Genomic DNA, 26467 nt, shown 5'->3' with positions numbered 1-26467 from the left:
CAAAATAGAACGATTTTGGGACAGGTTTCTCCGTTTGGAGAGTCTGTCCCTTTTTAATGCGTTACAGTTTGATCTTATTGATTTTATGAGGGATTCACGCATAATTGTAACTAAGGGAGATGATTTCAGATTGAGTAAACTGAATATTAGTACAACGGTTTCCGGAGATATAATTGTTACTCGTCTTATAGGCAAGATTAAAACAGATGATGTTTATGAATGGTTTAATGGCTTCGAGCAAGTTTGTCAGCAATTCATTTCCGAAGGGCGGAAATACAAATTGTTGATCGATAGAAAAGGATACATACCAGATCACTTTTCTGTTCAAAAAGCATGGAAAGAGAAGTTTTTCAATGAAACGATTTTGAAACACAGTAAGGCAATGGCTTTTCTTCTTGAAGAAGGAGAGATACTGAATTATTTACAACAATCTAATACAAAAAAATCTGTAAAATTTTTCGATGATTATGAACAAGCATTCCTTTGGTTGAATGAATATCCTAGATAAAACTTTTAGTGAACCAGTTGCTTAAGCAACTGGTTTTTTTATGCTTGTAAGTAGTAGCTGGAAGAAAACTTCTATACGAAATGTTTTGCGCTAGAGGACATACATTTTTAGTGCGTTAAATATAATTCATAATAGCAACAAGAAGAAAAGAATACGCTTTACGTTATTAGTTATATGGAAAGTCCGTACGGTAGGGTCGCATAATTTTAAAAATAGCAATGTGGCATAAAGTGAGTAAGGGGGATAAACATATGAGTACTTCAAATTTGAATGAAATAAGTAAACAAATTTTAATAGAGGAGGAAACACTTCAATTTTCCTCTTTTACAAATGAAGATGCACTGCAGATAGGTTTATTTATCGTTGAAACAGCGAAAAAGGAAGGGAAATTGATTGCTGTTGATATAGCGAAAAATGGTGTGCAATTATTTCATTTCAAGATGACGGGGACAACTGAGGAAAATACGAAATGGATTGAGCGTAAAAAACGAGTTGTTTCTTTGCACAATCATAGCTCGTATTATATGCAAATACAAAGTGAAATAACGGGTGTTCCATATAATGAAAAGTATCTTTTAGATAGGTCGGATTATGCTGCGTTTGGTGGTTGCGTTCCTGTGCAAATAAAAGATGTAGGAGTTATTGGAATGATAACAGTTTCAGGGTTACCACCAGAAGAAGATCATGAATTAGTTATAAGGGCAGTTAAAAATCATTTAAAGCAATAATAAAAAGGAAAAACCGAACAAGAATATGTTCGGTTTTTCCTTTTTATTATTCAGTTCATGAACATATTTTTAATAAGATGTTACGAAATGAAAAATCTTTAATTCAAGACACTTTCCTTGACGATAATAATCTATGTAGTTAATATGATAGACATAAAATAACTTAATTACTTTTTGTAATCTAGTTATTTTATATAAGTATAACTGAGTAAGTAGGATGTGGGGAAAATGCTTTGAATTGCCACTATTAATATTGGGGACAATTAGAAAGCGACAAATATAAAAAATTAGAAGTTAAGAAGTAAGATTGGATCAACAATAATAGTAGCTTCTGTACAATGCATTCTTACTATATTGGCAATGACTATACATCACGAGGAGGACTGACATTGGAATCGATGACCTTTGTTTTATTTGGAGCGACAGGGGATTTAGCGAAAAGGAAAATTTACCCCGCGCTATATAACTTATATAGAGATCAAAAGCTTCCAAAGCCAATATCTGTTATCGGGCTTGGAAGACGTGAAGTATCTCATTTAGATTTTCAAAAAAGAGTAAAAGAATCCATAGAAACTTTTTCTCGTCGCAGAGAAGAAGGTACTCCGAAAATAGAAGATTTTTTAGAGTATTTTCGTTATTGTCCGTTAGATGTGAATAAGCCAGAAGATTATAAAAGGTTATTACAAGTAGTTCATGAAAGGGAAGAAGAACAAAATATACAAGGGAATAGAATGTTCTACCTTTCAGTTACTCCTGACTTCTTTGAGACCATTGCTTTAAATATTAAAGAAAGTGGACTTGATAAAACAGATGGATGGAAGCGTCTAATGATTGAGAAACCGTTTGGTCATGATCTTACATCTGCCCGAGAGCTGAATGATAAGCTTAGTCGAACGTTTGAAGAAGACGAAATATACCGTATTGATCATTATTTAGGTAAACCGATGGTTCAAAATATTGAAGCACTTGAATTTGCAAATCCTGTTCTTCAATCGATTTGGAATAAAGAACATATAGCGAATGTACAAATAACAGCTAGTGAAACGGTTGGGGTAGAAGAAAGGGCAGCATATTATGATCATGCAGGAGCCATTCGCGATATGGTTCAAAATCATATGCTGCAAATATTAATGATGACTGCTATGAATCTGCCGGAAAAGATTAATGCATGTGAAATTCGTGAGGAAAAACGAAAAGTGATGGAGACTCTTCGTAAAGTGAAAAAAGAAGACGTTCAGAACCATATCATTCGCGGACAATATGCTTTAGGGGAGATAAAAGGACAACAAGTTGTGGCGTATAGAGAGGAGCCAGGAGTAAATCCTTCTTCTCAAACAGATACATTTGTTGCGGCTCGCTTATGGATTGATAACCCATTTTGGACTGATGTTCCTTTTTACATACGAACAGGAAAAAGAATGAAAGAAAAGTCTACTCGTATTGTAATTGAGTTTAAAAATACATTAAAACAGCAGTATCAAGATAGTAATCCAAATGCAGCGCCTAATTTGTTAATCATTGAAATTAGCCCAAATGAAAATGTTTCACTCCAATTAAATAGTAAAAATCCATTGAACAATGGAGAGCTTGAACCGATCCGTATTCATTTTACTTGTGAGCAAACAGGTGTGGGAATACCTGAAGCTTACGAAAGGCTTATCTATGATGCTGTATGTGGAGATTCTACATTCTTTGCACACTGGAGAGAAGTTGAATTGTCATGGGAATGGGTGCAGCCAATACTTGAAGCATTCGAAGAAAACTTGTTACCACTTCATGAATATAAGTCGGGTTCGTATGGCCCAGATGCTGCGAATGCTCTATTACAAGAAAGTGAGTTTAAATGGTGGTTAGATGAGGAATTGAAAAAATAAGTACATTCTTACATGAAGGTATTTCATACGTTTCTTTATATGTAAAACAATATGACAAAAAGATATTCATCATTTTATTAACATGTATTTATGATGAAAGGTAATTCAAGGAGGAATTATATTATGAGAGTAGGATTAATTGGTTTAGGTAAAATGGGATTAAATTTAGGGAAGAATTTAATGGATCATAAACATGAAGTAGCTGCATTCGATTTAAATACGAGTGCGGTGGAAGAAATGAAAGAGTATGGTGCTACAGGTACGTCTAGTTTAAACGAACTTGTGCAATCATTGGAATCACCAAGAATTCTTTGGGTAATGGTTCCGCACGCTGTTGTTGATTCTGTTATTAATGAGATCACTCCGCTTTTATCAAAAGGAGATATTTTAATTGAAGCTGGTAATTCACATTATAAAGAGTCTATTCGCCGATATGAGCAACTAAAGAAAGATGGCATTCACTTTATGGATGCAGGAACTTCTGGCGGAATGGAAGGTGCGCGTAATGGAGCTTGTTACATGATCGGAGGAGATCAAGAAGCTTGGGACATCGTTGAACCTATCTTCCGTGATACAGCTGTAGAAAATGGATTCTTATATGCAGGAAAAGCTGGTAGCGGTCACTTCTTAAAAATGATTCATAACGGAATTGAATACGGAATGATGGCTGCTATTGGTGAAGGGTTTGAGGTTTTAGAGAAGAGTGAATTTGATTACGATTATGAAAAAGTATCAAGAGTATGGAACAACGGTTCAGTCATTCGTTCATGGTTAATGGAATTGACTGAAAACGCATTTTCTAAAGATGCAAAATTGGATGAAATTAAGGGCGTTATGCATTCTTCTGGTGAAGGAAAATGGACAGTAGAAACAGCATTAGACCTTCAAACAGCAACTCCTGTTATCGCAATGTCTCTATTAATGCGCTACCGCTCATTAGACAATGATACATTTACAGGAAAAGTTGTAGCAGCACTGCGTAATGAGTTTGGTGGACATGCAGTAGAAAAGAAATAAATATCTTAAAATTATAACTCGTTAACGTTTAAAAAATGGAGGGAATGAATTATGAAGTTTTTTATTGATACTGCAAATCTTGAGGACATAAAAAAAGCATATAAACTTGGAGTTTTAGCCGGCGTTACAACGAATCCTTCTTTAGTAGCGAAAGAGGGCATTAAGTTTGAAGACCGTATTGCAGAAATTTGTCAGGCAGTGCCTAAAGTTGAATCTGTTTCGGCAGAAGTAACTCCAGATGTTGTAGAAGCTGAAGAAATGATCTCTCAAGCAGAAGAACTGATTAAAATTAACGGTGGTGATAAAAACATCACGATAAAACTTCCGATGACGCTAGCAGGATTAGAAGCTTGTCGTTACCTTACTGAAAAAGGTGTGAAAACGAACGTTACCCTTATTTTCACTGTGAACCAAGCCCTTTTAGCTGCTAGAGCAGGTGCAACGTATGTTTCACCATTTTTAGGTCGCCTAGATGATATTTCTGAAGATGGCGTACTATTAGTTGCTAAAATAGCTGAATTGTTCGATATTCATCAATTAGATACACAAATTATTGCGGCTTCTGTTAGACATCCAGACCATGTGACTCGTGTAGCAATGGCAGGTGCTCACATTGCAACAATTCCTTATAAAGTAATTGAACAACTTGCTATGCACCCATTAACAGACCAAGGTATTGAGAAGTTTGCTGCGGATTGGGCGAAGGCGCCTAAGTTATAAGGAAGTAAAGTTTACACAAATTGCTTTTTCACGAGAGGACCAATCTCTATGTAACTTCATCCTTTAAAATAAATCCCGAGTTTGGTACCTTATTACGTAAAAGCAGCGATATGAAAAGACACCATGCATTTTCAAAACAGCACAATGGTTATAAAAAGGATCCCCTTATGAGAGTGAAGTTTATGAAAACGTAGCTCTCATAAGGGAGCATCTTTTTGTAGACACCATGGTGCTCTTTTGTTATAGGAATGATTTGAAAGGGGTTACATAGTGAGCTCGAAATATATGATTGGTGTAGATATTGGGACAACTAGTACAAAAGCAGTTTTGTTTTCGATCGATGGATCTGTAATTGCAAGCTATGGGATTGAATATCCTTTATATTCGCCCGCACCAGAAATAGCAGAACAAGATCCAGAAGAGATTTTTCAAGCGGTCATACATACGATTAAAGAAACTATACAATCAAGTAATGTACAGCCAGTTGATATTCTTTGTGTTTCTTTTAGTTCGGCAATGCATAGCGTCATTGCTGTAGACGAAGCAGGGAAGTATTACTTGGGCAGATAATAGAAGCGCAAGTTGGGCAGAAAAAATAAAGAATGATATGAATGGTCATGAAATTTACCTTCGTACTGGAACACCAACCCATCCTATGTCACCACTTTCGAAATTAGTTTGGCTTAAAAATGAACATGCTGATTTATTTGCAAAAAGCTATAAATTCATTTCTATTAAAGAATATGTTTTCTATAAGTTATTTAAGGAATATGTAATTGATTATTCTATAGCATCAGCAACAGGAATGTTCAATTTGAAATCTTTAAAATGGGATGAAGAAGCTCTTCGTGTTGCAGGAATTTCGGAGGAAAAGCTTTCTAAACTCGTTCCAACTACGCACACCTTAATAGGATTAGATGAAGAATTTGCAAGAGAGATGAATGTACTTGTTACTACTCCTTTTATAATAGGAGCGAGTGATGGAGTACTATCGAATTTAGGTGTGAATGCAATAGAACCTGGAGTAGTTGCTATTACAATTGGTACGAGCGGTGCAGTGCGAGTTGTCACAAATCATCCTGTAACGGATCCGAAGGGTAGGACTTTTTGTTATGCGTTAACTGAGGACCTTTGGGTAATTGGTGGACCGGTGAATAATGGTGGTATGATTTTTAGGTGGGTTCGTGACCAATTATGTGCGTTAGAAGTTGAGCATGGGAAGCGCTTAGGAAAAGATCCTTATGAATTGCTTACTGAAATAGCAGCAAAAGTTAATCCTGGATCTGATGGTTTATTATTTCATCCGTATTTAGCAGGAGAAAGAGCTCCTTTATGGAATGCGAATGCGCGGGGGTCTTTCTTTGGGCTTGGACTACATCATAAGAAAGAGCATCTTATCCGTGCTGTTTTAGAGGGAATCATTTATAACTTGTATACAGTTCTCCTTGCTTTAAAAGAACTAATTGGCGAACCGAAAAAAATTCAAGCGACAGGTGGCTTTGCAAGATCGGAACTTTGGAGACAGATGATGGCAGATATTTTTCATCAAGACGTATATGTTCCTGAAAGTTTCGAAAGCTCTTGTCTAGGAGCAGCTATCCTTGGTTTATATAGTTTAGGTGAAATAAATACATTACATGTAGTTTCTAATATGGTAGGTGCCAATTTTTATCATGAGCCAAACATGGAAAGTGTGGAGAAATATAAAGAATTAATACCGATCTATATTCGTTTGGCCCGTCACTTGGAAGAAGAATATGAAAGTATAGCAGCTTTTCAGAAAAAATGGGTTTAGAGGTTATTTGGCAGAAAAATATGGTAACTTATAAAGAGGTACTCCGATTTTTTAGGATATTCTTTCAATCAAAAATAGTTTTATGAACTTGGTAAGAAGTATGGTGAACAAAAACTATAGGGAGAGGGTTATGAAAATGACGGATAACAAAGAGTTTATTGGATATGTTGGAACGTACACGAAAGAAAATAGTGAAGGGATATATACTTTTACTTTAAATACAGAAGCACAAAAAGTTAGTAATGTAACGCTTGCGGCTAAGTTGGATAACCCTACATATGTAACGATTAGCAAAAATAATCAATATCTCTATTCTGTTGTTAAGGAAGGCGAAGCTGGTGGTGTAGCTGCTTATTCGATTAACAGTTATACAGGAGAGCTAACGGAACAAAACAGACAAGTAGTAGAAGGGGCTTCTCCTTGTCATATTAGTGTGGATAGTGAAAACGGTACGGTAGTTACAGCAAATTACCATAAAGGAACAATTGAGTCTTTCGTAGTTAATGAAGAAGATGGAACTGTAAATCCTGTTACATCGATTATGGCAAATGAAGGTTCTGGTCCAAATAAAGAAAGACAAGAAAAACCACATGCGCATTACGCGGGATATACTCCTGATGAAAAATATGTGGTAGGCGTTGATTTAGGAATTGATAAAATCATTACGTATGAAATAAAAGATAGTAAGTTAAAGGAAGTGAATAGCTTGTCTGTGAACCCAGGAAGTGGTCCTAGACATATTACTTTTCACCCGAACGGAAAGTATGCGTATGTAATGACTGAACTTAGTTCGGAAGTTATTGCATTATCATATAATCCGGAAGAAGGGTCCTTTACAGAGTTGCAGTATATTTCTACCGTTCCGAAAGAATTTGATGACAATAGTCAAGGAAGTGCGATTCATATTTCTTCTGACGGCCGTTTTGTGTATGCGGCGAATCGCGGTCATAATAGTATTGCTGTTTTCAGTGTGGATCAAAATTCAGGCCAGCTTACATTTGTTGCACATACATTTACAGAAGGAAATTGGCCGAGGGACTTTGTATTAGATCCGACTGAAAAGTTTCTTCTTGCTACAAATGAAAAGTCACATAACCTTGTGCTATTTTCAAGAAATGAAACGACAGGTGAGTTAACATTGTTACAATCTGATGTTATTGTACCAGAGCCTGTTTGTGTGAAGTTTTTGAACGTTTAATTTGTGATTGGTAGAATTTCTATATATCCCAAAAACAGTAAAAAAGCAAAGCGATATCGCTTTGCTTTTTATTGTTTCTTTTTCGGTCTACGTACTAATTCGCCGCCGCAGTTTGGGCAAACGTTGTGTCTTTCTTCTGTACACGGTGCACAAAATGTACATTCATACACGCAAATGTAGGCTTCGGAATTTGATTCGAGAGATTGATCGCAAATTTGACAGTTTGTTTTCATTTCGAGTGCTATAGTAAGTCTCCTTTTAGTTTGAATATTTATAATTTAATTATAATTCATTAGATAGAAGCTGTCTTTTTCAATTGAAAGGAAATCGAATGATAAAGTTATGATTTGAAATGAAAGAAGCTCATTTATTTTTAAATTGATTATTTAATAAGGTTGGAATATTATGAAATAGTCAAAAGACAACAGGGGGTATATATTTTGACTAATCATAACGATCATTTAAAAGCAGACTGCGAAAAATGCTTCGGTTTATGTTGCGTGGCGTTACCGTTCGCAGCATCGGTAGATTTTGCGGTGAATAAAGATGGCGGGAAGCCATGTTCTAACTTACAAACAGATTTTAAATGTAGCATACATAAAAATCTTAGAGGAAAAGGTTATAAAGGTTGTACAGTGTTTGAGTGTTTTGGTGCTGGGCAGAAGATTTCGCAAGTTACGTTTAACGGGATTGATTGGCGGAAAGATGCTAAGCATGCGAGAAAAATGTACGATGCTTTTCCAGTTATGCATCAGCTTCATGAAATACTGTGGTATTTGAATGAGGCGATTCTTTTACAGGCGACACAATCGATTCATAAAGAACTAAGTAAAGCAATTGAAGAGACGGAGCGCCTTTCGAATTTAAATGCGGACGAGTTAATGAAAGTAAATATTCCATTACACCGTGCGGAAGTAAATGTGTTACTTTTAGAAACGAGTGAGCTAGTTTGGAAGGAAATGAATGCCGCGCGTAAGAAACGAATTAGTCACCGCGGAGCAGACCTTATGGGAGCAAATTTGAAGAATAAAGATTTACAAGGAGCGAATTTAAGAGGAGCTTATTTAATTGCGGCTAACTTAAATGGAGCAGATTTAAGAGGAGCAGATCTTATCGGAGCAGATTTGCGAGATGCAGATATTCGCGGGGCGGATTTCACAAATAGTATTTTTCTGACGCAAGTTCAAATTAATGCAGCGAAAGGGGATAAACATACGAAATTACCGAAAGTGTTGTCCCGTCCATCGCATTGGAGTGCGTAAAGAATGTGGAACAGGCAGAGATTAAGAATCTCTGCCTGTTTTTTCATTTCTTTTCAAAAGTAGTAATGAAAACACTACATATAATAAGAATACCACCAATAAAAAAGTTAATATTTAATGTCTCATTTAAGAGTAACCAACCAAGCAATGATCCGACGATAGGTTGGAAGAAGAAAAATAAGGAACCGATGCTTGCGTCCATTAATTCTAACCCTTTATTCCAAAGGAAAAAGGCACCTGCCGTTGAGACGACTCCTAAATATACTACGCCTAATATTACGTACGTGTTTACTGTTTCGATAGAGGTTGATTGTAGTTCCCATATCATAAAAGGTGTAATGAAAAAGAGTGAAAAGAATATGGCGTACGTTGTGATAACTAAGGATGAAAATCGAGTTGAAGCAATCTTCACATAAATGGATAGTAAAGCCCACGTAATAGCGGCCCCAACTAAAATGATTGTACCGATAAAATAGGAGCCAATTTCAATATCCCATCCAATGACGATAATTACACCGATTGTCGCTATGATAGTAGATAGCAGTCTACGAGCGGTTAGTTTTTCTTTTAAAATGATCGCTGCAAATATAACCATAAATGCAGGTATAGCTGATGTTACTAAAGAGCCTGTATGAGCGTCAGATAATTTTGTTCCGATAAATTGACAAGTAATCGAAATGAAATAGCCGATAAATCCAATCCAGGCGAAGAGTAGCCAATCTTTTTTGTGAATGGTTACTTTTTTCTTTTGCTTTTTCTCAGCTATTTTCAAAATGAAATATAAAACAACGAAAGCGATAATAAAGCGTAGCCAAACGAGTGTCAGTGGTGGGATAAAGTCGAGTACATATTTGCTAACAACATACATACCGCCCCATATACTAGCTGCTAGTGATAAACATATAGCTCCTAAAATTGTTTGTTTCATGTAAAGTACCTCCGTCTATTTTTAGGGTTTTATGAGTTCCCTAAGACGAGGCATAGTGTTAAGTGTTATATGAATGCCCGCCTTAGTTTATAGACGGCTTACAGGTTGATCGTTTTCGAATGAAGTGTTGTAGTACATGAGTGCATTCCTCCTTCATAATTTAATAAAGATATTATAACTTAATTTTCAGTTTATTGGGATGTTTCTTTAGAAAATGGTGGTTGTCTAAGAAAGCATAGTATATGGTAGAAAAACATATTTTAAAAATAAAAGAAACCAATTACATAACTGATAAGTATAGTAAGAGTAGGATGAAAAAGTAGATTAATAGAGAACGAGGAGGAGATTGTTATAACTACAACCGTTATTTCTCATTTTTACAATGAAGAGTATTTATTACCGTGGTGGCTTGCTCATCATACGAAACTGTTTGATCATGGCATTTTAATTAATAAAGGTTCAACAGATCGTTCGGTTGAAATTTGTAAAAAATTCGCACCACACTGGGAAGTACGAGATTCTGCAAATCCAGAATTTGATGCATTAGCGACAGATCATGAAGTGATGAGGATAGAACAAGAAGTAAAAGGATGGAAAATAATTTTAAATACGACCGAGTTTCTTTGTGTGCAAGATAAAAATCAGTTTTGGAAATCCCTGAATGAATTGGGAGGGAGGATGTATTGGCTGGAAGGGCTTATTATGGTCGATGATCTTAACTATAATTATCCGGACCTTAACTTTGGAATACCTTTAATGAAACAGCGATTTCATGGTTATTTACCAGAAGATTGGGCGTTATGGAGAAGAGGTAGATTTATTCATAATCATGAACACGGAAGTTATACGGTTGGGAGACATTTATCTGCACATGAATCTATGATTTATCCGCCACTTGCGTGTATTGCATGGTTTGGTTTCAGCCCTTGGAACGATGCGATGAGAAAGAGGAAATTACAAATTGGCCCGACTCTTTCTGAAGCTAGTAAGCATGGGGGAATGGGAACACATCATATTATTACACCTGAAAAATTAGAAGAATGGTATAAGGATTTAGCGAGAGGGACGAAGGATTTGCGTTTTAGTGGTGCGTATCGTTATGTTTTTTTATAAATGATTCCCACCATAAAATTGTTTCTTCGATCCCAGTATTTAGATCGTATGTTGGTTTCCAATTTACTTCAGTTTTTAAACGCTCTACATTAACGCCGACGAATAAAGGTTCATCTTTAGAGAAAGGAATCGTACCTAGTTTAATTAAATGTTCTTTTCCTAACTTTTTAGCAATGATAGAAGCTAATTCTTTAATTTGTACAGATTGACCAGAAGCGATATTGATTGTGCCTGTAACGCCATGTTCTAATACTGTTACGAGAGCATCAGCGACGTCGCTCACATGGAGGAAATCTCTTGATTGTTTTCCATGTGTACATAGTGCTTCCTCATTTTTTAATAAGGAAGTGATAATGTTAGAAACGAGCCGATTCCCTTGTTCGTGAGGGCCATACATATGAAAGATGCGGCCCCAACACATGCTGAGGCCGGTTTGCTCAGCGTACGTTTGTAGCCAAGAGTGTAGTGCGTTTTTACATAATGCATACGGTGTTTTATAGGAAAGAAGCGGTGAATCTTCAAATAGTACGCCGTTAAACCATTCGTACTCTGCGCCGGTGCCGGCAACAACGACTCGCTTTCCGCCGCATGTTGTGAAGTGCTGAATCAATGAGATGCTGGATGTAAGCCAATAGTAATTATTAATAGATACATAACAAGCTGGCGGCACTGCTTCCCAAGCTAAATGAATGAGATGACTAGGCTTCATGTCGTAAATGAGTTTTTTTACTTCTTCATCACAAAGTAAGTTTACTTTATGCCAGTGGCAAGGGATGTGAGAAGGCTTCTTTGTATGATAAGTGGCGTGCACCTCATAGCCCCTTTGTATAAGAGAATTTACAACATATTTACCAATCCATCCACTACCGCCTGTTACAAGAATTTTTTTCATGGCTCAATTACCTCAACTTCTGGAATGGTTACTAAAAATTTGCCGCCCCATTCACGAATGAAAGAGCATTCTTTCATAATTTCATCTTTCAAATTCCAAGGGAGTATGAGAATGTAATCAGGTTTTGTACGCTTAATTTCTTCTGGAGATTTTATTGGAATGCGTGTTCCTGGTAGTAGGAGATTTTGTTTGTGAGGGTTTTTATCTACTGTATAAGCTAAAAATTCTTTTCCTATTCCGCAATAATTTAAAAGGGTGTTTCCTTTAGCTGGTGCACCGTAACCAATAATTTGTTTGTTTAAAGCTTTTGCTTCGATAAAAAACTTTAAAATATTTATTTTCAATTGCTCGATGCGTTTAGAAAAAAGGAGATAACAATCTAATGTATTTAGCCCGTGATCTACTTCTTTTTCGTTTAATTTTGTAACACTGGAATGGATAGTGGATTTGTCGCTATGATGTTTTACAAAAATACGTAAGGAACCACCGTGCGTTGCAAGCTCTTCTACATCGACAATTTGTAAATGATGATGAGCTAAAACTTTTTGAAGACTTATAAGTGAGAAATAGGAGAAGTGCTCATGGTAGATCGTATCAAACTGTTTAAAGGATATGAGATTTAATAAGTGCGGGAATTCAATTGTTATTGTTCCGTCTTGTTTTAATAACGTTTTTAAACCAGCGACAAAATCATGTAAGTTCGGGACGTGTGCCAATACGTTATTTGCGATGATTAAATCAGCTTTTGGTAATTTTTTTGCAAAGTCATTGCTGAAAAAATTCACTTCAGTAGGAATTCCTTTTTGGATAGCGATTTCTGCTACATTTTTTGCTGGTTCAATTCCTAACGTTTCGATATTTTCTTTTTGAAAGTATTGTAATAAGTACCCGTCGTTACTCGCGATTTCAATCACTTTCGAATGATTGGTTAAGTTGAAACGCTTAATCGCCATTTCTACATATTGCTTAGCGTGTAGTAGCCAGCTTGATGAGTAAGAACTGAAGTATAAATAGTCATGAAAAATATTGTGAGGAGATTCAAATTCATCTAATTGTACGAGTAAACAAGAGGTACAGACAAACGTGTGCAGTGGATAGAATGGTTCCATTTTATATGAGTGTTCTGGATCTACAAATGAGTTAGCGAGAGGGGAAACACCTAAATCTAGAAAAGTATTTGTTAGTAATGAGTGGCAAAAACGGCATTTTTTCAGTTCCATTTTATAGCCCCCTTATAAATTTTTGAATGCATCGATTTGTTGGCGCGTGAAAGATTCCATATTTTCACCAGATGCATATTTCTTGTACCAATCAACAGTCCAAGCGATAGAGTGATCTGTTGATAACTTAGGAGTCCAACCGAGTTTATTTACTGCTTTTGTACTATCGAGTGTTAAAATAGGTGATTCATAAGGAGTGTTTGTATGAGGAGAAAGGATTGTTAGTGGTTTATTCCATAATTTCATTATAGATTGAATGACATTATGAACGGTTCTGTTAGGTTCATTTATCGGGCCGAAATTCCACGCCGCTGCAAATTCGGCGTCTTTCCAAAGTTTTTCAGCTAAAAGGATATAGCCATGTAAAGGATCTAATACGTGTTGCCACGGGCGGATAGCGTGTTTGTTTCTAATATTTAACGTAGCATCTTGTAAATATGCACGAATGACATCTGGGAATAATCGGTCTTTTGCCCAATCACCGCCGCCGATAACGTTACCTGCTCTTACTGAGGCAAGATTCTGAGTGTTAGTGCGGAAGAATGAGGTTTGATAGGAAGTCGCCACTAGTTCAGCACAAGCTTTACTAGCACTATAAGGATCGAAACCTCCTAATCGGTCACTTTCCACGAATGCACGGTTACCGCTCCCATCATTTTCATAGCATTTATCACTTGTAACATTAATGATGCCGCGTATACTTTCTATATGTTTTGCCGCTTCTAATACGTGAACAGTACCTAAAACATTCGTCTTAAATGTTTCGATAGGATTTTTGTATGAAGTGGTGACGATTGGCTGGGCAGCTAAATGAAATAGTATGTCAGGGTTATGATGTTTTAGGGCATGTAATAAAGAATCGTAATCTGTAATGTCGCCTTTAATTGTTATGCACTCTTTTGCTACGTTACATTGTTCAAAAAGGTTTGGAATGGATGGTGGATGAGAAGAATAGCCAATTACTTCTGCGCCTAAAGAAGTTAAAAAAAGGGTGAGCCATGAGCCTTTAAAGCCAGTATGTCCTGTAATAAATACTTTTTTCTTATTCCAAAAAGATGAAGAAGCCATATTACCAAACCTTCCACGGAGCGTTATTACTTTCCCATAGCTCGACTAATTTATTTTTATCGCGCAATGTATCCATCGGATGCCAAAAACCAGAATGTTGATATGCGGCTAGTTCATTTTTGTTTACTAACTGAACTAAAGTGTCTGTTTCAAAAACAGATTTATCTCCGCTAATGTAATTGAAAACATCAGGGTTTAAAACGAAAAATCCACCGTTAACCCATCCGCCATCCCCGAGTGGCTTCTCTTGAAAGGATGTGACAGACTGTTTATCTAATACGAGAGAACCGAATCTACCAGGAGGTTGTACGGCTGTAACAGTCGCCATTTTACCGTGTTTTTTATGAAATGCAATGAGTTCTTTTATATTTACATTACTTAATCCATCGCCATAAGTGAGGCAGAAAGGTTCATCCCCGACGTAATTTTGTATTTTTTTAACTCGTCCACCTGTTTCGGTATTTAGACCAGTATCAATTAATGTAACTTTCCATGGTTCAATGCGATGAGAGTGGTTCGTAATTGTATTGTCACTTAAATGTATCGTAAAATCGGACATGTGTAAGTTGTAATTTAGAAAGAATTCTTTAATTGCATATCCTTTATAGCCTAAGCAAATAATAAACTCAGTAATCCCGTAATGACTATACAAACTCATAATGTGCCATAAAATAGGCTTTGTTCCAATTTCAATCATAGGTTTTGGTTTTAAATGAGTTTCTTCCCCAATCCTTGTTCCATATCCACCTGCAAGAATAACAGCTTTCATTTTTTCCTCCTAAAATAAAAATTTATAATATATACAGTATTCATATGAAATACAAATGGTATGGTTTTTAGCTAAGTGCGTAAAAATGTGTGGAACATGATAGGGTGAGAAATGTTAAGGTTTGAATTTAGGGAATAATTGTTGATACTCAGGGTGATTACGTAGATCTTGTGTTATGTTACTAAGCTCTAAAAATCGAGTTTCGAGTTCCTCAGAGGACTGACCATAATGAGTTTGAAGGCCCATTTGAACACCCGTTTTTGAAAGAGTAGGTGTAATTTGTAATTTTCTTGCCTTTGTATGTTCGTTCCAAGGGCTAAAATAAAATTTTAAAATGAATGAAGGGGAGTTATAAACGATAGGTTGGTGCTGCGTAAAATGTCTGCCTGGTAAATATGCGCCGTTAAGATGGTTGTGTATAAATCTCCAGGCACAGCCGATTTCTGGTTTATAAGGAAAGAGCCCGTGATATCGTTGCTCTACTAACGGAATAGAATATCTTAGTTTTGAATAATTGTAATTATGCTTATCAATCATGACAATCATTCTAATTGCATACATATTTTGGCCTAACGTATGAAGTGATGAGAAAAACTCTTCTACATTGTTACAACAAAGAAATTCCGTAGTATTTAATACCATTTTCCAACCTGAAACCTCTCTTTCAATTTCCATCACCTCAATATCAGTATTAGTGGGATCGAAATCAAGGAATCTTGAATTTCGTACTTCCCAGTTGGGAGCAAATAATTTACAAATTTCAACAGAACGATCTGTAGAACCTCTATTAATTAATATGCCGTGATCAAATATTTTTGTATGATGCATAAGCCACCATGGTAATAAATACTCCTCGTTATAAAAGTGAGAGATAATTGTCCTAGTGATTTTAATCTCCTCCAGTTGCATAAATAATGATTTTATTTCAATATTATTATCATATGTTTTGAATTAAGGAAGGTTGAAAGGAATGTGTGATTCCATTTTTATATTTTGGTATCGGCATATCGAAAAAATAGTAATCTAACTATATGGATAGAGTTATAGAGTGTGAATATACTACATACTTAGATGGCATGTGAAATTTTGTATAAATTATGAATAATAAACCGTCACGTTTGACTGTACAGTTTATGTATTGTATGATGTTAGTAATATAAACAAGGGGGGAAGATCGTTGGGAAGGTGTATCGAATCGGACAGTTGGCTCTCATGGCTCACGTGTCGAAACGCACGATTGATTATTATACGAATCTAGGAATCTTAAAAGCGGAGCGATCTCAATCTAATTATCGCTATTACGATGAAACAGCATTTGAGACATTACAATTTATTGAGAAGTGCAAAGAAATGCATATGCCGCTTTGTGAGATTAAAGAGAAAATCGAGGAGAAGAAGAAGCTGCTCGGTATCAATGAACACGTTTCGAAACAAGTGAATGAAGTGACAGACCATATTCATCGATTAGAAGCAGAGTTAACGGAGTTAAAGCCGCTTTTAGATGGATTGACTGATTCACAACGTGAAAAAATATCGAAATCTTTATCTGGTCAAACGACAGCTTTAATACAGACACTTGTTCTATTATTATAGAAAAAAGTGAAATCCGACCTCTTTAATTTTTGTATCGGGCTATGTTTTCTAATGAACAAATAAGAAAACATTATAGTATACAGGAGGTGGACACCTTAGTTTTTTAAACTAAGGGGATTCATTGGAAATATTTAATTTAGTCATGGTTGCGATTTTAATCGCATTTACTGGATTTTTCGTAGCAGCAGAGTTTGCGATTGTAAAGGTACGTTCAAGTCGTATTGATCAGCTTGTTGCGGAAGGGAAACGCGGTGCTTTAGCAGCGAAAAAGGTAACAACAAATTTAGATGAATATTTATCTGCTTGTCAATTAGGTATTACAGTTACAGCTATGGGATTAGGTTGGTTAGGTGAACCGACAATTGAAAAGTTATTACACCCGTTATTTGAGAAATGGAACATAAATCCTTCTATCTCATCAGTATTAACATTTGGTCTTGCTTTTATGCTAATGACGTATCTACACGTTGTAGTAGGGGAATTAGCTCCGAAAACGATGGCAATTCAAAAGGCTGAACAAGTAACATTGTTATTGGCAGGTCCGTTAATGATGTTCTATAAAGTCATGTATCCATTTATTTGGGTATTAAACGGTTCAGCTCGTGTTGTAACTGGCTTATTCGGTTTAAAACCAGCTTCAGAACATGAAGTAGCTCATACAGAGGAAGAATTACGTCTTATCCTTTCAGATAGCTATGAAAGTGGCGAAATTAATCAGGCTGAATACAAGTATGTAAATAACATTTTTGAATTTGATAATCGTATTGCAAAAGAGATTATGGTACCGCGAACAGAAATCATTGGTTTCTACCTGGAAGATTCAGTAGAAGAACACATGAAAGTAATCCAAAATGAACGATACACACGTTATCCGATTTTTGGAGAAGATAAAGATGATATTATCGGTATGGTCAATGTAAAAGATTTCTTTATTCGATATATGAACAACGATAAAGAAGATTTATCATCGATTCGCACGTATATGCGTCCGATTATTGAAGTGATGGAAACAACTCCAATTCACGATTTATTACTTCAAATGCAGAAGAAGCGAATTCCGATGGCTGTTTTATATGATGAGTACGGAGGAACAGCCGGAATTGTAACGCTTGAAGATATCTTGGAGGAAATCGTCGGCGAAATTCGTGACGAATATGATGAAGATGAAGCACCACCAATTCAGCATGTGAATGAGCACCATAAAATCGTTGATGGAAAAGTGCTTATCTCCGAAGTGAAAGATTTATTTGGATTACACATTGAAGAAGATGATGTGGATACAATTGGTGGCTGGATTATGATGCAAAATCATGAAATTGAAGAAGGACAACACGTTGAGGCGGAAGGTTATGAATTTAAAGTGTTAGAAAAAGATGCTTACCAAATTAAACGTGTTGAAATTCGTAAGATGGAACAAGAGCAAGAAGAAGAGAAAGCAGCAACTGTGTAAGTTGCTGCTTTTCTTCTAAAGTATAAAAAATGTGAAATTAGGAGCGGATATTTTGATTCAAGCAGCCTTACGTGTATATCGATTACAATTGTATGCGATCTTTAGTGGTTTACTACTTATGTGGACGATTACTCCGTTTGGAAAACAAGTAACAGGGTTTGGTATCGGATTAGCTGTAAGTGCATATTGCCTTTGGTTATTGGCTCGCAGAGTGGAGAAACTTGGGAAAAGTATCGTAATGAAAGAAAAGGCTCCTGGATTAGGAGTTTTAAACCGATTTGCAGCAGCCATTTTAGGAGCTATTATTATGTATGAAATTGAGCATGAAATGGAAATGTGGGCATTCGGTACAGGCATTTTAGGTGGTCACTTTTTAATGATTGCGAATTTAGCTTATGCAAACGTGCAGTTAGTGAAAGAAGAAGAGAAGCAAAGAGAACAGGCTTCGAAAAACATAGAGCTATGATGAAAGGGGCCTAATGGGGTTCCTTTTTGTGTTTAAAGCGAGCTAATGAAAGGAATCAAATTTACGACAAATATAATACGCTTCTTTTTTACGTTTTTCAATAGTATGAAAAATAATAAAAAAAAATTAAAAAACCCATCGATTTCTAAAGGTTATGTATGTTATCATGACAAAAGACTTTTTGAAAGAGGTGGATACCAATGTTACAAGCGTTACTTATTTTTGTGCTTCAAATTATTTACGTTCCAATTTTGACAATCCGTACGATTTTGCTTGTAAAGAATCAAACAAGATCCGCTGCTGGTGTTGGATTGTTAGAAGGAGCTATTTACATTGTCAGTTTAGGTATTGTGTTTCAAGATTTATCAAATTGGATGAACATTATTGCCTATGTCATTGGCTTTAGTACGGGACTATTATTAGGCGGTTATATAGAGAATAAATTAGCAATTGGTTATATTACGTATCAAGTTAGTTTGCTAGACCGTTGTAATGAATTAGTAGATGAATTACGTCACTCAGGATTTGGCGTTACAGTATTTGAAGGCGAAGGTATTAATTCTATACGTTATCGCTTAGATATCGTTGCAAAGCGTTCTAGAGAAAAAGAACTGTTAGAAATTATTAATCAAATTGCACCAAAAGCGTTTATGTCTTCTTATGAAATCCGTTCATTTAAAGGCGGATATTTAACGAAGGCGATGAAGAAAAGAGCGTTAATGAAGAAGAAAGATGAACATGCATCGTAAAGAGAAGGGAGTTGTGCAGCTTTAAAAGTGCAGTATAAGCCCCATAGAGAAAAGAGAGGAATCTATATTGAAAAAGATTCCTCTCTTTTTTCTGCGTTATTTTTTTCTGCTTTTTCTCAGATTAACAAGTAACCATACAACTTGAATAATTAGTGGTAATATAAATGCAATTAATAAAACGATAAAGGCTATTAATTTCAGCTCAGGTGTTTGAGTAACACCAGTCCCATCAACCTCTCTTAGCCAAATGATAGCTGCCAATATCCCGAAAGTTATAATCCAAAATATGTTACCAATCCACCAATAAATCCATCTTCTTTTCATGCTAGCACCCCTTACATTTACCCTCTGTTAAAAGTGAATTTTCGTTCGTTACATTTATAATGAAATACCTATAAAATTAATTTTTTTTAACTGTATATCTAACTTGTTTAAACGTTACCATCTCTCCATCTTTATGATCATCTTGCGTTTGCAAAAGTTGAACTTTTGGTTTGTAATCTGTCCTATGAGCGTGCTCGATATCTTTAATGTTAACTTTGTAGGATTCGCCATTATTAATTTTTTGTTCCAATACTTTTTTATTGGCGATATAAATAAACGTCACTTTATTTTCATCAATGCCTTCAGTCTTAAATTCTAATTCGTTATCTTTTGTTGTAATCGTCGGTGTTAATAATTCAATACTGCCTTTTCCAGTTTCTAAAGAATTTTCTGCTATAGTTGAACATCCGGATAATATGATTCCGATGAATAGAAGAGCACTTAATTTCTTTCTCATAACATCCCCCAATTTCAAGTGATTTTTGATTTTGGCATTGCTAGACTGCTAGTGTGGAACGTAACTGTTTAGCTAGCACTCTTTTTAATTGTACCATAATATGTAAATTTAAACAGGCTGTATATCCAATTTAAGGGGTTTGAAAAGTTTACTTATTGTTTTAAATCAGTATCTTTCCAGTAGGTATATATTTTCTGTAGAAAGCAGTGTTGTCAAAATCATTATGAATTGGCTATCCAACTATATGATGACATGTAGACAGGCGAAAGGACTTATTTTTATGGAAATTACAATTTTTTCATATTAAAATAACGATGTGGAATAGATGAATTCATTCACTTCGGAGGTAGTTACTTGAACATTAACGAGAAGGCAATTGAAATGTTTGAAAAAAATGAATATGTGGAAGCAATGAAACTGTTTCACCTAGCAGTAGATGAATCTAGAGGTGTACAATCTCTCAATAATCTTGCTTGGATGTACTTTTATGAGGAAGAGAATGATGCTAAAGCTCTTGAATTAATAAAAGAAGTTGTTAAGTTGAATCCTTCCTCATACTTTCCTTATAACATCTTAGGGGAAATTTACACGAAACAAGAAAAGTGGGAAGAAGCGAAAGAAGTATTACAAAAGTCTATTTCGATGCAACCATCCAATGAAGCATTTCACAATGTAGCTGTAGCGCATTATAACCTTGGAGAGTTAGAAAAAGCTTCGGAATTTTTCTTGCGAGTTGCGGGGGATTCGGACTATATCATGTATAGCTATGTAAAATGTTTAATTGATTTAGGGCGAGCGATAGAAGCGAAAGAGAAGTTAGATGCTTTTAACAGGAAATCTGATGATTTTGTAGGAGAAATTCATGTAGCAGATTTATATGTTGAGTTGAATTGATATAAAGAAGCCATTCAATGGTTCGAAAAGGGATATAAAGAAGTTTGGAAAAGCCCCAATTGGATTGGTAGATTTGTTTATGCTCTATATAAAGCTAATAATTTCACCCGTATAAATGAAGTTATACGGGAATCTATCGAAGCGAAAACAGCAGAAATAGAAGATGTTCAAAATGAAGAAGTAGAAGAAAACTGGACAGAAAAAGATAAGAAAGAGTTAATTGAGGAATATACAGAAGAGAATCATTGTTATAAAAAAATGATAGAACGTATCAAATCTGGATATGTTCCAGGGTTAGAATTTGAAACTTATCATATAGGGGCTTGCTATTTGTTTGGTTGTAAAAGACATAATCATCTTGAATATGAAGAATAAAAAAATTCGACTGTCACATATGATGGTCGAATTTTTTATTATAGGCTGCTTGTCTAAAGGTACCATCTCAATTGTAATGTGTTAAAGATGTTTCGTCTCATTACATAGGTATATATCTTCTTTAGAGCTCTCTTTTTTTATATTTAAAATATGGAGTGAAATAAAACCAATAAGTCCTATTCCACCGAAAATAAGCCATGGTGTATACATTCCGCTTAAGTTGGATGTAAAAGATGTACCGGTATAATTACCGATGATAAAACCAAATGCGAGTGATAGTTGATAAAATCCGAAGTAAGTAGCTGTATATGATTCGTTACTGTAATTTGCAATAGCAATATCAGCGTTAGGTAATACGAGTGTTTCGCCAATTGTAAATAAAATTACACAAATAAATAGCCAATATGGGTGTGGAAATAAAGGAATGAGTAAAAAAGAAAAACTCATTAATAAAACACCGTATTTAATAATCGAAAGTGTATTGTATTTATGAAATAGTTTACGAAATAATACCATAAATATGACGCCTGTCATTGCATTTATCGTAATAACGAGTGTAGTAAGCTGATTGCTATTACTAATGTTTTTCATATGAAGTGGAAGTGCGACAGTAAGCTGAGTAAACATAATATAGAAGAAAATCATGATAAATGAAAACAGAAGAAAAGGCTTGTTTTGTAAGATAGCCTGTATTCCAAATGTAATAGACGTGTTTTCAGTAGTGACTTGAAAGTGATTTTTAAGTAAGTAAAAGATAAAAGCGAATAACAGCATAAGTGATCCTGTTAGAGAGAAAGCGTAGATGGGATTGAGTAAGAGTAAGAACCCTCCTGCAATTGGTCCGATTATTGCACCGCAATTAAAACTAAGGTTTAAATATGTAAATAAATTTTTTCTCATATGAGCTGGTTGTGAGCCGAATATGGCGCGCGCAGCAGGTTCGTAAAATGCAGTTCCGAAGCCAATAAGTGCAGAAGAAATAGAAATTGTATAGAAATCAGAGCATATTCCTAAAGTGATAAATCCGATTCCTCTTAAAAATAATCCGGCTATCATCATAATGATATAGCCTATTTTGTCAGCAATTAATCCTGAGAATAAAGGGATAACTCTTGATGTGATTGTCATAACTGTCAACACTGTTCCTACTTGGACAGCAGAAAAATGAAGAAAGCTTAATAGATAAATAGCTAAAAATGCGTATACTGCAAAATAGCCAAAAGACATAAAGAATGAAGAAATAAGCATGAAACGTATCGGTATTGAGAAACTTTTCATAGAACTCCTCCTAATGTTGTAACCAGTAAAATTATTTAATGGTTAACTAATTTATATTATAATTATACATAAAGTCAGAAAAAAGTAAATTTTAAGAAGAAGGTGGATGGAATTGAATCAAAATGCACCAAATGAATTAGAATATATTCGGGAATTTTTAAATACATGGAAAATACCAAACGATACGAGAGAGCCAATTGACATACTGCAAACAGAAGAGGATATAAAGCTCTTTATGAAAGAATATTTTCATGAAGAGGTTCCATTCCATACGATAGAGGAATTAAAAAGTTTTCGAGAAGATATTCGGGTGGCAATTGAAGGCGGAAAATCATTGCAAAAATGGTTAGAGAAATACCCATTTCATGTACATGTAAAGGAAGATATGAAAGGTATTACATATGAGCCTGTGCACGAAGAGAATGTATATACAAAAGTATTAAGCGTGGTTTTAATGGCGATTCAAGAAAATTTGTGGGGAAGGTTAAAAGCATGCCCAGATTGCCGCTGGGTATTTTATGATCATTCGCGAAATGGAAGTAAAAGATGGTGCGGTATGTATGCTGGAGAAGCAGGAGGAAGAGCGTGCGGTACGATTGCGAAAGTGAAAAATTATCGGGCGAAGAGAAAAGGGAGATCGGGTTATAATGTGTAATTTATATTAGGGGAAGAAAATTGGATGGGGGAATGTAGAATATGAAAGGGACACAAATGTTAGCTTTAAATAAAAAGTGTTGGGATACAGTTGCACCATATTTCTTTCAAGTGGATTGTTTACCGAAATATGGTCCGTATACGGCGTCTGAAGATGAGATTCATATGTTCGATTCAATTAGAAATAAAAAGGTTCTTGATATTGGATGTGGAAGTGGGCATTCGCTGCAATATATGGGAGAGCATGGTGCGGAAGAGTTATGGGGGCTTGATCTTTCAAGTGAACAAATTAAAACAGCGAATGAAACTTTAAAGTGTTGGAATCCAAAGTTAATATGCGGAGCAATGGAAGAAGAATCGGATATTCCAAAAGGATATTTTGATATTGTATATTCCATTTATGCATTAGGTTGGACTTCGAATTTACGAAAAACGTTGGAACTGATTTATTCATATGTAAAGCCAGGAGGAAGTTTTATCTTTAGTTGGGAGCATCCAATATATTCAAATTTACAGTATGGTACAGAAGAAATTGCTTTAAAGTCTTCTTACCATGAGGAAACACCTATTACGTTTGAAACATTTAAAGGGGAAAATGTACAAGCGACATTATATAAGAGAAAAATAAGTACATACATAAATGAGTTAAATAGAGCGGGATTTACAATGGAGAGAATAGAAGAGCCTGAACCATCAAGCTCGTTTGATGGAGAGTTAGCTGCGCCGTCTACGAAATATTATTCTTTATGTAAAGCTAGGATGGTGCCGACTACCTTTATTATTAAGGCGAGAAAGTAAAGTGCTTTATAAAAAGAAGCCTATCATTTTAAATAAATGAAATGATAGGCTTCTTTATTTTTTGAAAAATGAGTTCAGAGGTGTACTTTTCTTATAAAAATGCATTTCATATAAAAGGTGTAATTATTTTGGGGAAGGGGGATTGTTGTGCGTCATCATAGAAAGTGCAAAAAATTTGGAGTGGCACTGCCTCTTCCGCTTATAGGAGCAACGGGTCCTACTGGTAATAGTGGTCCAACTGGTCCAACTGGAGGGCATGAAGGTCCTGTCGGGCCTCCGGGAATCACTGGGCCTTTAGGAGCAACGGGTCCACAAGGCTCTCAAGGTATTCAAGGTATACAAGGTTCGCGAGGAACAACAGGAGCTCAAGGAATACAAGGTGCCATTGGTGATACTGGAGAGCAAGGAATTACAGGTCCAGTCGGCTTACAAGGTCCTCAAGGATTAATTGGAGAGCAAGGTCCTGTTGGCGATATTGGATTACAAGGACTAGAAGGAATACAAGGAATTACAGGCCCTGCTGGTAGTCAAGGTATACAAGGCATCCAAGGAATACAAGGAGAAATAGGCGAACGAGGACAAACGGGAGCACAAGGAATGCAAGGTGTGGTAGGTGAAGCTGGTATTACAGGTGTAACAGGTCCACAAGGTCCCCAAGGAGTGCAAGGAATTCAAGGGGAGGACGGAACTACAGGTATACAAGGAGAAGAAGGTCCACAAGGAATACAAGGGATACAAGGAGTAAGGGGATCCACAGGTTTTCAAGGACCAAAAGGAATACGAGGAATAACAGGAGCAACTGGGTCTACTGGTACACAAGGTGCAGAAGGTCCACCTGGAGGACCAACAGGAATAACCGGTCCAATTGGTCCCTCTAGTGGAGTGACTGGTCCATCTGGCCCGCCCGGTCCACCTGGGGGACCAACAGGTCCAACGGGTGAAACTGGTGAACGTGGTGTAACAGGGGGAACTGGTGCAATAGGAGCGCAAGGTTTACAAGGTATAACGGGTCCCACTGGTGCTCAGGGTGCAAGGGGAGCACAAGGTTCTCAAGGGATAATTGGTGTAGCTGGCGTACAAGGTGCACAAGGAATACAAGGAGTTCAAGGAATAACAGGAGCAACTGGCGCAGAAGGTCCCCAAGGAATACGAGGGGAAACAGGAGCAGCTGGCGTTCAAGGAATACAAGGACCTCAAGGAATACAAGGGGAAATTGGATTAACTGGTGGTCAAGGTGCTCAAGGTCTTCAAGGAGTCCAAGGAATAATCGGTCCAACTGGTGCCATCGGTCTCCAAGGTCCTCAAGGAACACAAGGTATAGTAGGCCCAACAGGAGCGCAAGGTTCTCAAGGTATGCAAGGGATACAAGGAATAACAGGCCCGACAGGTGCACAAGGAATTAGAGGCCTTCAAGGGAATATAGGAGAAAGCGGGATAACAGGCCCACAAGGAGTGCAAGGGGCGCAAGGTATCGAGGGACCCGAAGGACCACAAGGAAATGTTGGGATTACGGGTGTAACTGGAGAAACAGGAGCGACCGGAGTACAAGGGATACAAGGCGTTCAAGGGATTATAGGGATACAAGGAAGTACAGGAAGTACAGGACCTACCGGAGCAACCGGAGTAACTGGAATACAAGGTACTCAAGGTATTCAAGGTTTGCAAGGCCCAACTGGAGTAAGTGGAATGACAGGCGTTAGTGGTAGTCAAGGGCCAGCCGGAGCGCAAGGTAGTCAAGGGCCGATTGGAGTTGTGGGACCTACTGGAGCAACTGGTAGTCAAGGGCCTATAGGTTTTTTAGGAATTGTAGGTGCAACAGGAGCGACTGGCTTACCTAGCGGTGGCGGTTATTTCTTTTCTACTTCAACGAGTGCAATTGCAGCGAATGCGTTAATACCAATCAATTCTGGATCTACAACTTTTGGTTCCGGTGTCAGTTTAACAAATGCAACAACTGTAACGTTAAGTACGCCGGGAATATATTTAGTAAGCTATTATTTTCAAGGTGATCCAAATGGGGGGAATGAAACGATTTCTGTGAGTCTTACTTTAAATGGAACGCAAGTCGCAGGGAGTTTTATTTTTTATGTTACAGGAGGTACTTTTGTATTAGAACCAGCGGTTTCGAATACGATGGTCATTAATGTTACTTCTTCAAATGCTACTTTATCTTTGCAAAATGGTCCATTAGCTATTGGGCATGTAACGACATTATCTGGAGTGATAACAGCTAGTTTAAATGTATTAAAAATAGTTTGACACGTTAGTTATAACGGGGGAGATGCTTGTGAGGGATCAAGATAAGTGTAGTAAGTTTCAAGCACCTATTCCTTTTCC

General features: G+C 36.4%; 25 protein-coding genes and 2 pseudogenes. 17 read left to right on the top strand and 10 right to left on the bottom strand.

All coding sequences use genetic code 11. The features are described from left to right. Positions 1-85 precede the first annotated feature (85 nt). The 7 genes and pseudogenes from JDS99_RS02060 (at position 86) to JDS99_RS02030 (ending at position 7840) form a co-directional block, all read left to right on the top strand. Entirely contained in the window at positions 86-508 is a 423-nt protein-coding gene (locus JDS99_RS02060; protein ID WP_088064486.1) for an STAS/SEC14 domain-containing protein, read from the top strand. A gap of 218 nt (positions 509-726) precedes the next feature. After that, on the top strand, positions 727-1236 hold the full coding sequence (locus tag JDS99_RS02055; RefSeq protein ID WP_170968437.1) for a heme-degrading domain-containing protein: 510 nt from the start codon (positions 727-729) through the stop codon (positions 1234-1236). Between the two features lie 389 nt (positions 1237-1625). Then, positions 1626-3110 carry a glucose-6-phosphate dehydrogenase gene (gene zwf / locus JDS99_RS02050; RefSeq protein WP_199694400.1) on the top strand — a complete coding sequence of 495 codons (1485 nt, stop codon included), beginning with the start codon at positions 1626-1628 and terminating at the stop codon, positions 3108-3110. Positions 3111-3233: 123 nt separating this feature from the next. Then, positions 3234-4127 carry a phosphogluconate dehydrogenase (NAD(+)-dependent, decarboxylating) gene (gene gnd, locus JDS99_RS02045; protein ID WP_088609547.1) on the top strand — a complete coding sequence of 298 codons (894 nt, stop codon included), beginning with the start codon at positions 3234-3236 and terminating at the stop codon, positions 4125-4127. 51 nt (positions 4128-4178) lie between these two features. Beyond that, the gene (fsa, locus tag JDS99_RS02040) at positions 4179-4847 is read left to right on the top strand and encodes a fructose-6-phosphate aldolase (protein ID WP_087984123.1); all 669 of its coding nucleotides are present in this window, start codon (positions 4179-4181) and stop codon (positions 4845-4847) included. Positions 4848-5132: 285 nt separating this feature from the next. After that, positions 5133-6642, top strand: a pseudogene (gntK, locus tag JDS99_RS02035) (gluconokinase). 136 nt (positions 6643-6778) lie between these two features. Continuing rightward, entirely contained in the window at positions 6779-7840 is a 1062-nt protein-coding gene (locus JDS99_RS02030; RefSeq protein ID WP_141555036.1) for a lactonase family protein, read from the top strand. A 68-nt stretch (positions 7841-7908) separates the two neighbouring features. Here JDS99_RS02030 and JDS99_RS02025 read toward each other — a convergent pair whose 3' ends face one another. Further along, on the bottom strand, positions 7909-8085 hold the full coding sequence (locus tag JDS99_RS02025; RefSeq protein ID WP_060487780.1) for a DUF1272 domain-containing protein: 177 nt from the start codon (positions 8083-8085) through the stop codon (positions 7909-7911). A 195-nt stretch (positions 8086-8280) separates the two neighbouring features. Between JDS99_RS02025 and JDS99_RS02020 the strand changes: the two genes are divergently transcribed. After that, positions 8281-9102, top strand: coding sequence for a pentapeptide repeat-containing protein (locus tag JDS99_RS02020; RefSeq protein ID WP_106382898.1), 822 nt, complete (start codon positions 8281-8283; stop codon positions 9100-9102). 43 nt (positions 9103-9145) lie between these two features. On the opposite strand, the gene JDS99_RS02015 is transcribed toward JDS99_RS02020, so the two are convergent. Beyond that, a complete protein-coding gene (locus tag JDS99_RS02015) occupies positions 9146-10030 on the bottom strand; it encodes a DMT family transporter (protein ID WP_199694399.1) in 885 nt (294 codons plus the stop codon). 327 nt (positions 10031-10357) lie between these two features. Here JDS99_RS02015 and JDS99_RS02010 point away from each other — a divergent pair, with 327 nt between their 5' ends. Beyond that, entirely contained in the window at positions 10358-11143 is a 786-nt protein-coding gene (locus JDS99_RS02010; RefSeq protein WP_088064065.1) for a glycosyltransferase family 2 protein, read from the top strand. Here the strand turns inward: JDS99_RS02010 and JDS99_RS02005 are convergent. The 5 genes from JDS99_RS02005 to JDS99_RS01985 all read right to left on the bottom strand — a co-directional run bounded on the left by JDS99_RS02005 (position 11112) and on the right by JDS99_RS01985 (position 16001). Continuing rightward, the gene (locus tag JDS99_RS02005) at positions 11112-12035 is read right to left on the bottom strand and encodes an NAD-dependent epimerase/dehydratase family protein (RefSeq protein WP_048546522.1); all 924 of its coding nucleotides are present in this window, start codon (positions 12033-12035) and stop codon (positions 11112-11114) included. The two genes, JDS99_RS02010 and JDS99_RS02005, sit on opposite strands and share 32 nt — an antisense overlap. Beyond that, positions 12032-13255 carry a class I SAM-dependent methyltransferase gene (locus tag JDS99_RS02000; protein WP_199694398.1) on the bottom strand — a complete coding sequence of 408 codons (1224 nt, stop codon included), beginning with the start codon at positions 13253-13255 and terminating at the stop codon, positions 12032-12034. Before JDS99_RS02000 ends, JDS99_RS02005 begins: the two co-directional genes overlap by 4 nt. A 12-nt stretch (positions 13256-13267) precedes the next feature. Beyond that, the gene (gene rfbG, locus JDS99_RS01995; RefSeq protein ID WP_048546516.1) at positions 13268-14323 is read right to left on the bottom strand and encodes a CDP-glucose 4,6-dehydratase; all 1056 of its coding nucleotides are present in this window, start codon (positions 14321-14323) and stop codon (positions 13268-13270) included. Position 14324: 1 nt separating this feature from the next. After that, the gene (gene rfbF, locus JDS99_RS01990) at positions 14325-15092 is read right to left on the bottom strand and encodes a glucose-1-phosphate cytidylyltransferase (protein ID WP_046957912.1); all 768 of its coding nucleotides are present in this window, start codon (positions 15090-15092) and stop codon (positions 14325-14327) included. A 114-nt stretch (positions 15093-15206) separates the two neighbouring features. Next, positions 15207-16001 carry a glycosyltransferase family 2 protein gene (locus tag JDS99_RS01985; protein ID WP_048546514.1) on the bottom strand — a complete coding sequence of 265 codons (795 nt, stop codon included), beginning with the start codon at positions 15999-16001 and terminating at the stop codon, positions 15207-15209. A 276-nt stretch (positions 16002-16277) separates the two neighbouring features. Between JDS99_RS01985 and JDS99_RS01980 the strand changes: the two genes are divergently transcribed. The 4 genes from JDS99_RS01980 (at position 16278) to JDS99_RS01965 (ending at position 19350) form a co-directional block, all read left to right on the top strand. Then, entirely contained in the window at positions 16278-16685 is a 408-nt protein-coding gene (locus tag JDS99_RS01980; protein WP_000285638.1) for a MerR family transcriptional regulator, read from the top strand. A gap of 121 nt (positions 16686-16806) precedes the next feature. After that, positions 16807-18135 (top strand): hemolysin family protein, encoded by a 1329-nt coding sequence (locus JDS99_RS01975; protein ID WP_046957914.1) that lies wholly within the window; start codon positions 16807-16809, stop codon positions 18133-18135. A gap of 52 nt (positions 18136-18187) precedes the next feature. Further along, positions 18188-18601 (top strand): ATP synthase subunit I, encoded by a 414-nt coding sequence (locus JDS99_RS01970; protein WP_048546511.1) that lies wholly within the window; start codon positions 18188-18190, stop codon positions 18599-18601. Between the two features lie 200 nt (positions 18602-18801). Beyond that, positions 18802-19350, top strand: a complete 549-nt coding sequence (locus JDS99_RS01965; protein ID WP_088064064.1) for a DUF2179 domain-containing protein — start codon at positions 18802-18804, stop codon at positions 19348-19350. Between the two features lie 96 nt (positions 19351-19446). Here JDS99_RS01965 and JDS99_RS01960 read toward each other — a convergent pair whose 3' ends face one another. Both JDS99_RS01960 and JDS99_RS01955 read right to left on the bottom strand, forming a co-directional pair. Continuing rightward, positions 19447-19674 carry a DUF3923 family protein gene (locus tag JDS99_RS01960; RefSeq protein ID WP_087984131.1) on the bottom strand — a complete coding sequence of 76 codons (228 nt, stop codon included), beginning with the start codon at positions 19672-19674 and terminating at the stop codon, positions 19447-19449. A gap of 76 nt (positions 19675-19750) precedes the next feature. Next, a complete protein-coding gene (locus JDS99_RS01955; protein ID WP_142291784.1) occupies positions 19751-20131 on the bottom strand; it encodes a hypothetical protein in 381 nt (126 codons plus the stop codon). 354 nt (positions 20132-20485) lie between these two features. On the opposite strand from JDS99_RS01955, the pseudogene JDS99_RS01950 reads away from it, so the two are divergent. After that, positions 20486-21400: pseudogene (locus JDS99_RS01950) on the top strand (tetratricopeptide repeat protein). Positions 21401-21481: 81 nt separating this feature from the next. Here JDS99_RS01950 and JDS99_RS01945 read toward each other — a convergent pair. Next, a complete protein-coding gene (locus JDS99_RS01945) occupies positions 21482-22678 on the bottom strand; it encodes an MDR family MFS transporter (protein WP_199694397.1) in 1197 nt (398 codons plus the stop codon). Between the two features lie 112 nt (positions 22679-22790). On the opposite strand from JDS99_RS01945, the gene JDS99_RS01940 reads away from it, so the two are divergent. From JDS99_RS01940 to JDS99_RS01930, 3 genes are all read left to right on the top strand, one after another. After that, the gene (locus JDS99_RS01940) at positions 22791-23333 is read left to right on the top strand and encodes a CGNR zinc finger domain-containing protein (RefSeq protein WP_199694396.1); all 543 of its coding nucleotides are present in this window, start codon (positions 22791-22793) and stop codon (positions 23331-23333) included. 41 nt (positions 23334-23374) lie between these two features. Continuing rightward, positions 23375-24130, top strand: a complete 756-nt coding sequence (locus tag JDS99_RS01935) for a class I SAM-dependent methyltransferase (protein WP_088064059.1) — start codon at positions 23375-23377, stop codon at positions 24128-24130. 147 nt (positions 24131-24277) lie between these two features. Next, positions 24278-26389, top strand: a complete 2112-nt coding sequence (locus JDS99_RS01930; RefSeq protein WP_199694394.1) for a collagen-like protein — start codon at positions 24278-24280, stop codon at positions 26387-26389. The last annotated feature ends 78 nt before the right edge of the window (positions 26390-26467 follow it).

This window comes from Bacillus cereus group sp. N6, assembly GCF_016483705.1.
Taxonomy (GTDB): Bacteria; Bacillota; Bacilli; order Bacillales; family Bacillaceae_G; genus Bacillus_A; species Bacillus_A wiedmannii.
Note: the sequence above shows the minus strand (reverse complement) of the source record. Positions and strands in the feature narration are given on the sequence as shown.